Source organism: Aquimarina sp. I32.4 (genome assembly GCF_002924285.1).
Classification (GTDB): Bacteria; Bacteroidota; Bacteroidia; order Flavobacteriales; family Flavobacteriaceae; genus Aquimarina.
In genome coordinates this window covers 36,251-43,614 of the sequence record NZ_PGUB01000037.1, presented here as the reverse complement: position 1 = coordinate 43,614, position 7,364 = coordinate 36,251, and the positions used below count along the sequence as shown (strand labels likewise).

Annotated in this window: 6 protein-coding genes and 1 tRNA gene; 6 read left to right on the top strand and 1 reads right to left on the bottom strand. The window is 33.6% G+C overall.

Annotated elements, in window-relative coordinates; translation table 11 throughout:
• Positions 1-157 precede the first annotated feature (157 nt).
• Positions 158-239: transfer RNA gene (locus tag CVD18_RS10350), tRNA-Leu, on the bottom strand.
• 148 nt (positions 240-387) lie between these two features.
• On the opposite strand from CVD18_RS10350, the gene CVD18_RS10345 reads away from it, so the two are divergent.
• The 6 genes from CVD18_RS10345 to CVD18_RS10320 all read left to right on the top strand — a co-directional run bounded on the left by CVD18_RS10345 (position 388) and on the right by CVD18_RS10320 (position 7,296).
• On the top strand, positions 388-1,329 hold the full coding sequence (locus CVD18_RS10345) for a ribose-phosphate pyrophosphokinase (RefSeq protein ID WP_103865371.1): 942 nt from the start codon (positions 388-390) through the stop codon (positions 1,327-1,329).
• A gap of 27 nt (positions 1,330-1,356) precedes the next feature.
• The gene (locus tag CVD18_RS10340) at positions 1,357-1,986 is read left to right on the top strand and encodes a 50S ribosomal protein L25/general stress protein Ctc (protein ID WP_103865370.1); all 630 of its coding nucleotides are present in this window, start codon (positions 1,357-1,359) and stop codon (positions 1,984-1,986) included.
• A 202-nt stretch (positions 1,987-2,188) separates the two neighbouring features.
• Entirely contained in the window at positions 2,189-2,818 is a 630-nt protein-coding gene (gene pth, locus CVD18_RS10335) for an aminoacyl-tRNA hydrolase (RefSeq protein ID WP_199185068.1), read from the top strand.
• Between the two features lie 139 nt (positions 2,819-2,957).
• Positions 2,958-3,890, top strand: a complete 933-nt coding sequence (locus CVD18_RS10330; RefSeq protein ID WP_103865369.1) for a bifunctional riboflavin kinase/FAD synthetase — start codon at positions 2,958-2,960, stop codon at positions 3,888-3,890.
• Positions 3,887-5,221, top strand: coding sequence for an HTTM domain-containing protein (locus CVD18_RS10325; protein ID WP_103865368.1), 1,335 nt, complete (start codon positions 3,887-3,889; stop codon positions 5,219-5,221). Before CVD18_RS10330 ends, CVD18_RS10325 begins: the two co-directional genes overlap by 4 nt.
• Positions 5,222-5,397: 176 nt before the next feature.
• Entirely contained in the window at positions 5,398-7,296 is a 1,899-nt protein-coding gene (locus CVD18_RS10320; protein ID WP_158250426.1) for a histidine kinase, read from the top strand.
• Positions 7,297-7,364: the final 68 nt, after the last annotated feature.

Here is a 7,364-nt window from a genome sequence, read left to right as displayed (position 1 = left end):
CTTGTATTTCCAGAAGGAATCATCTTTGATTACAAAAATGACCGTTATCGAACCAATCGAGTAAATTCACTATTTGCTGTAATCCCTTCATTATCAAATAATTTTAACTCAAATAAAAACGGGACAACACCTAAAAATAAGGAGTTGTCCCGTCAAGTACTCGAGGTGGGAATCGAACCCACACTCCCGAAAGAACTGGATTTTGAATCCAGCGCGTCTACCAGTTCCGCCACTCGAGCATATTGAGACAGCAAAATTAATAAAATATTCCTTTCTCACCAGTAAATAAGTAATAAAATAAAGCAATAGAGTGAAAATAAATTTCTAAATTTGCACCTTATTTTTTTAGAATTAATTTCAACTCATTACAAAACAATAATTTACAGTATGCCAATTGGAGTTACAGAAGCAAAGTTTTTTGCTTGTGATCAGAGTACAGAGCTCGCAGAAAAAATAGTAGCTGCCTATGGCGCTAAACTGGGTAAAGTCATTACCTCAACTTATAGTGATGGTGAATTTCAACCTTCTTTTGAAGAATCTGTAAGAGGATCCAGAGTTTTTATCATTGGATCTACCAATCCTAGCTCAGATCATCTGATGGAGTTATTATTAATGCTTGATGCTGCAAAAAGGGCTTCAGCACGACATATCACTGCCGTAATACCTTATTATGGATGGGCACGTCAAGATAGAAAAGATAAACCTAGAGTACCAATTGCAGCAAAATTAATTGCTAAAATGCTTGAAACAGCAGGAGCGACAAGAATCATCACAATGGATTTGCATGCAGATCAAATTCAAGGATTTTTTGAAAAACCAGTAGATCATTTATTTGCATCTACAATTTTTCTACCTTACTTACAATCATTAAACCTAAGCGACCTTACTATTGCTTCTCCTGATATGGGAGGCTCGAAAAGAGCTTATGCTTATTCTAAAGCTTTAGAAAGTGATGTAGTAATATGCTATAAACAGAGAGCAAAAGCCAATATTATTTCGCACATGGAGCTCATTGGTGATGTTACAGGAAAAAATGTTGTACTCGTAGATGATATGGTAGACACAGCAGGAACCCTAACCAAAGCGGCAGATTTGATGATCGAGAGAGGAGCAAAAAGTGTAAGAGCTATTTGCACCCATCCTATTCTTTCTGGTAATGCATATGAGCGATTAGAAAATTCTAAACTAGAAGAATTAATCGTAACAGATTCTATTCCTCTAAAACAAAAAAGTAATAAAATCAGAGTTGTAAGCTGTGCAGATTTATTTGCAGATGTGATGAGTAAAGTTCATAACAACCAGTCGATCAGTTCTAACTTTATAATGTAGTAAATACTAATTAATATTTTTAAAAAAATGAAATCATTAACAATCAATGCATCTCAAAGAGAAAGCGTAGGCAAGAAAGCAACAAAAGCCTTACGTAATGCTGGACAGGTTCCTTGTGTAATTTACGGTGGAGACACTATTATACACTTTGCAGCACCAGAAATTGCTTTCAAAAACTTAGTGTACACTCCAGACGTTCATACCGTGGTTATTGCGTTGGATAATGGTACTACAGTGAATGCAATCCTACAGGATATTCAATTTCACCCAGTGACTGATAAAATTTTACATATTGATTTTATAGAAATTTTTGATGACAAGCCAATTACTATGGAGATTCCTTTCAAAACAGTAGGAAGTTCTCGTGGTGTTCGTAATGGAGGGGTACTACGTTATAACCTAAGACGTATTAAAGTAAAAGGTCTAGCATCTAAATTGCCAGACGTTTTAGAAGGAGATATCTCTGAGCTAAAAATCGGAAACAAACTATATGTTACCAATTTAGCTAGTGACGACTTCACTATCCTACACCCAGACAATACAGTTGTTTGTATGGTTAAAACTTCTCGTACTGCGGTAGAAGAAGAAGAAGAAGAAACTGAAGGTGCAGCAGAAGGCGCCACTGAAGGTGCAGAAGCTCCTGCAGCAGAAGCATAATCCTACAGGTTTTAATAGAATATAAAAGCATTCTGAATTGAGTTCAGAATGCTTTTTTTATTTTTACACAAATTTTAGAGGAACTCCTTATGTACTTAAATATAAAGAACGGGGTTATCATACTATATCTTTTGCAACCTTTTTAGATGTAATTCAAGATAGCAAAAAAAGTCACCCTATTCCTCTCGGAAATAAAAATAACATGTTTTCGATAATTAAAAAATTATTTTCAAAACAAAAAACAAAAGAAACTCAAGAAGATCTCATGAAAAAATTTCTTGTTGTTGGGCTTGGTAATATTGGTCCAAAATATCATAACACCCGTCACAATATTGGCTTCAAGATTCTAGATGCTTTAGTAAAAAAAGAAGCGCTTTCTTTTGAAACCCAAAAACTAGGCGATCTCACCACTTATAAACACAAAGGAAGAACGATCATTCTACTCAAGCCAAATACCTATATGAATCTTAGCGGAAAAGCTATTCGATTTTGGCTAGGTAAAGAAAAAATACCTATAGAAAATCTTTTAGTCATCACAGATGATATCAACCTTCCTTTTGGCACTATCAGACTCAAAACCAAAGGTAGTGCAGGCGGCCATAACGGCTTAAAAGATACCGAAAACCAACTACAAACCTCTAAGTATTGTAGGTTTAGATTTGGAGTAGGAGATGAATTCAACAAAGGCAGACAAGTAGATTATGTTTTGGGAGAATGGAACCTTGATGAAGAAACAGCAATGCCAGAGCGATTAGACAAAGGAATTGAATTAATCAAATCATTTGCCACCGCAGGAACCGCTAACACAATGAATACCTTTAACGGAAAATAAAGAAATGTCTCAGAACTATTTTTTATTTTTACAATCGCTTTAAATTTCCCTTCTGGAAATAAGCTTTAATAATACAATTCATGCTAATCATAATGCCCACTGGCGATTTTTTATCTGGCATACATAAAAAAAAGAACAGATGAAACGTTATACCGACGCCAAAACATACGAAAAATCTATACCTTCTGTAGTAACCATAGGCACTTTTGACGGTGTACATATTGGCCACAAAAAAATAATAGAACGTCTAGTAGAAAGTGCCAAAAACAACGGTTTAGAATCAGTAATTCTCACCTTCTTCCCCCATCCAAGAATGGTTTTACAACAGGATTCAGGAATTAAACTCATCAATACCATAGATGAACGTATACAAATTCTAAAACAAACAGGCCTTTCTAGCTTAGTCATTCACCCATTCACCAAAGAGTTCTCTCGCCTTACCGCAGGAGAGTACGTGCAACAAATGCTAGTTGAATGTCTTAATGTAAGACACGTGATCATAGGATACGACCATAGATTTGGACGCAATCGTAACTCCAACATCACAGATCTTGCATCTTATGGTGTACAAAAAGATTTTACTGTAGAAGAAATCTCTAAACAAGATATTGACGATGTCGCTGTAAGCTCTACTAAAATAAGAGAAGCATTATCGCAAGGAAGCATTATCAAAGCCAACACCTATCTTGGGTATGAATTTATGCTTACTGGCACTGTAGTAAAAGGAAAAGAACTAGGAAGAAAATTAAACTTCCCCACAGCAAATCTACATATCGAAGAAACCTATAAGTTAATCCCTAAAAATGGAGTCTACATTGTAAAATCATGTATTGACAACAAAACCTATTTCGGAATGATGAATATAGGCACAAACCCTACAGTAAATGGGACTCAACAAACAATTGAAACTCATTTTTTTGATGCTACTTTTAACCTGTATGACAAAAAAATTCAAATCCAACTACTGAAACGTATTAGAGATGAGAAAAAATTTGATTCTATTGATGAGCTACAAAATGCAATGCAACATGATGAAGATTTTTCTCGCAATTATATAAACTCATTAGTATGATCAATCGTTGGTTGTTTACTCATATTGATAATAGTGCCCTTATAATATTTAGAGTTTTTTTTGGATTCCTTATCGCTGCTGAAGCTATAGGTGCCATCTTTACAGGCTGGGTATCACGCGCACTTGTTGAACCTCAATTTACTTTTAATTTTATTGGTTTCAACTTCTTACAACCTCTACCAGGTAATGGCATGTATTACTATTTTGCCGTTATGGGACTTTTTGGACTGCTCGTAATGATCGGTTATAAATATCGATGGAGTATGATTAGCTTCACTATAATGTGGGCTGGAGTATATTTTATGCAAAAATCATCATACAACAATCATTATTACCTTTTACTACTGCTTTGCATACTTATGAGTATACTACCTGCGGGAAATTATTTTTCTCTCGATGCTAAGCAAAACCCAACTATCAAGAAAATATCTATGCCTAGATGGTGTGTACTAATTATCATTGCTCAATTATGGATTGTTTATACATATGCATCTGTTGCCAAACTATATCCAGATTGGCTAGACTTTACGGTCGCCAAAAATCTAATGATAGGAAGAGCAAATTACCCCATAGTAGGAGCAATATTACAAAAAAATTGGACCCATATATTCATTGCCTATTTCGGAATTTTATTTGATCTCTTGATTGTTCCCCTTTTATTATGGAAAAGAACGCGATTAGCAGCATTTTTTTTTAGTGTGTTTTTTCATATATTTAATTCTATTGTTTTTCAAATAGGAATATTCCCATATCTATCTTTAGCGTTCACTGTTTTTTTCTTTTCCCAAGAAACAATACATCGTGTTTTTATGAAAAAGAAAGAGTTTTATACCCGTGCAGAAGTAAAAACTCCAACATATAGCAAGCCGCTATTTCTAATTATGATACTATGGTTTAGTATACAAATTCTACTTCCTCTTCGTCATTGGGTTATACCAGGAGATGTACTCTGGACAGAAGAGGGTCATAGAATGAGCTGGCGTATGATGCTAAGAGGTCGATCTGGAATTACAAGCTTTTACATTTTAGACAAAAATGACCCCAAAGCACAAAAGCAATTAATCAATAAAAAAAAATATCTCACAAAAAAACAATTACGACTTGTATCCTCTAAACCAGATGCTATGTGGCAATTTGCACAACATCTAAAGAAAGAATATGCTGCCGAAGAAAAAGATATCGCAGTTTATGTAAATAGCCAAATATCTATCAACGGAAAAAAGCGCAAATTATTTATAGACCCCGAAACAGATCTTGCCAACACACCATGGAACTACTTTACTACCAATCCATGGATTATTAAATACGAAAAAACAGCACCAACTAATTAATATATCTTTTTTACAAAAAACTTTCTATTTTTATATTTTTAAGCACTTATAGCCTTCCATTGCAAAACCTTATGTAATTTTGTAACACTTATCATCATTGGAATACGGTTTTAAGTCAAATCACGCATCTTAATTTTATGCACAACTTTTTTTTGATCCTGCAAAAATCATTATCAATGTACCAACATATGATAAAAGGCTTATTAGCCATACTTATAGTATCTTCTACTTCTATATATAGCCAAGAAGATCAAGACACCACCTCTTTCTCATTCTTTGGGTTCATTCCCAATACTGTAGACAGTAGCTTGTACCAAGAGCTACACTCAAGCACTAATCATACTACCAGATTACAACTCATTACCAAAATAGCAAAAATCCACTTACTAGCTGGAAACACTGATTCTATTACTCATTATGGAGAACTCCTAAAAAAAGAAACCCTAAAAGAAAATAATTCAGATAAGCAACTATACTTATCCAAAGCAAATAATATTATAGGCTGGGGGAAACTTAAAAATGAACTTTATGATGCAGCAATGAAATACTTTCTGGAAGGAATTGCTATCTCTCCTGTCCAGGAAATGCGAACTATGCATTACAAACATCAACTAGGATTAGGTATTGTATATCTTAAACAAGGTAATTATGAAAATGCACTTCCTATTTTTGAATCTTGTATTGAAGAGACAAAAGACAAAGAGACAATAATCCTTGCTAAGAAATTTCTGGGGGATATCTATTTTAATCAAAAAAGTACTGAAAAAGCATCTTTCTATTACTTAGATGTTATAGAGAGTATTCCTAATGATATTCCTAATAGAATAAGTCTAGAAGCTCAAATGAACTTAGGAAAAATAGATTTTTTTCATGGCAAAATTCAAGAAGCAATGGATTACTTTGTACCTATAAAAGAAGAAGCAAAAAAAAATCACTTTTATGATCTATATATAGATGCTGTATATCACATTGGTCGTGTGTACTACAAATTAGAGCAATACGACACTGCAGAAATGGTCATAAATACTGCATATATGAATGCTGTACAATGGGGACGTCTAGAATTACAAAAAAAGGTGATCTCTATGCTCAAAAACCTATATGTAGACCAAAAAAATTATAAAAATGCCTATGGATTAATGACTCAATATGTTGGCGTCTCTAATCAGATTATAACAAAACAAAATAAAAAAGCCACAAAAGAATTAGAAATTAAGTACCAAACACTTCAAAAAGAGAAAGTAATACTTGCTCTTAAAGAGGAACAGCTGGTAAAAGAAATTGAAATTAAAAGGCAACGAACAATCAAACAGGCTTTCTTAATTGGTTTTCTTATTATTTTACTCCCTATTATTGGTTTACTAATTATGTATTTTCAGAAGCTAAAAACACAAATAGCCCTCAATAAGTCTCAGGAAGAAGTAAATACTCAAAAAGTATACGGACTCATGAAAGATCAAGAACTTAACTTGATCAAAGCTACGATGGAAGGACAAGATAAAGAACGTCAACGATTGGCACGAGAGCTTCATGATGGCATAGGAGGTAACCTAGCAAGTATAAAGTTACAACTCTCTAACACTTCTAATATCAATAAGCAACAAGACAACATCATAAAACAGCTTGATGAAACCTATAATCAGGTACGAGATTTCTCACACAATTTAACTCCAAAAAAATTTCAAAAAAATCCAATTACTGCATTAATAAAAGAGTACATCAATAATGTAACCAGTGGCAGCAAGCAATCTATATCATTTCATCCCTATCCCGAAAACCAAATTGATCAAATAGATACTACCATCAAAGAAGAACTATTTAAAATCATACAAGAACTATTAACCAATTGTTTGAAACACGCCAAAGCTAAAAATATTGATATATACCTCAATCATTACAAAGATCAAATACAGTTGCTCTTTGAGGATGATGGAGTAGGTTTTGATACCAATAAAATTGTTGAAGGAATTGGTTTCAAAAATATCAAAAACCGCCTAAGCTCATTATCTGGCAATATATTTATTGACTCTACCCTTCTTAGAGGAACTGTTGTCAATATAGAAATCCCTATATAATTAATATTCCCCCCTCCATTTAAGAAGCTTCTTAAACAAATTTCTTAAAATTCGTAATAGAACTAGAC